A 943-nucleotide genomic window follows, 5' to 3' on the forward strand; every position below is an offset into this window, starting at 1 on the left:
GCAGTTGGTGCTGCATTTCAAGCTCTATCATCTTTCTTTAACTCTCAACTCGTTGGACGCCTTGGAATGCGGCGTATTGCTCATACTATGCTTTTGCTCTTTTGTGCCACTTCATGTATTTGGTTTATTGGGTCCCTCTTAGCAGGTGGTGTTATCCCTTTTCCTTTTTATATGACGTTATATTGTATATTAATGTTTACCTGCGGTGGTATTATGGCCAATTTCAATACACTCGCTCTTGAACCTGTAGGAGAAATAGCTGGAACAGCTTCTTCTGTATCCGGCTTTCTTCAAACATCTATCGGTGCAGGACTTAGCTTTTTTATTGCCCAACAATTTGATGAAACAACCATCCCAAACTCAGCAGGATTTTTCTTTCTGAGTCTCACTGCCATACTTCTCGTCTTATGGGCTGAACGTGGTCATCTTTTTAGGCAATATCATAGTAATCCTAACGAATAAATATTACGACGAAAGATTAATAACATCTCTCTTGAACAATAAGAAGATAAACCTATCAGACAAAATAAAACATCTCCAAATAGAACACTCTTGTGTTAACATTCACATTGTTTGTTTAAAGGTACAGCTCTCAAAATATAAAATCATTTCACGACAGTACCCATAAATGCTATAATGTTAAAAAACAAACATACCTATTATTGTGACAACTCTTGTATGTGAAACAATTTATTAAAAAAATATTTTTATTCTTTTCTTCAACAGTTTTTATGCAGACGGGCTGGTCTCCCTCATCTCATAACAAGCGAACAAACAGTTTTGATTGATTTAACCTGAACAAGACCGAAATAAGAAAAAAATCACGCTTTAAGTTTTTCCTTCAATATAAAAATAATAAATTATCATTATAAATTAATATCTTACACAATCATAAAACCATAGGGAATTTTCCCATTTATAAAATACATTTAATTAATAAATT

At 33.3% G+C, this 943-nt stretch carries 1 pseudogene; it reads left to right on the forward strand.

The features are described from left to right. Positions 1-462, forward strand: a pseudogene (locus ACFIKE_RS11570) (Bcr/CflA family drug resistance efflux transporter); the annotation flags it as partial. Positions 463-943: the final 481 nt, after the last annotated feature.

This window comes from Bartonella sp. MU70NMGDW (assembly GCF_042194085.1).
GTDB lineage: Bacteria > Pseudomonadota > Alphaproteobacteria > Rhizobiales > Rhizobiaceae > Bartonella > Bartonella grahamii.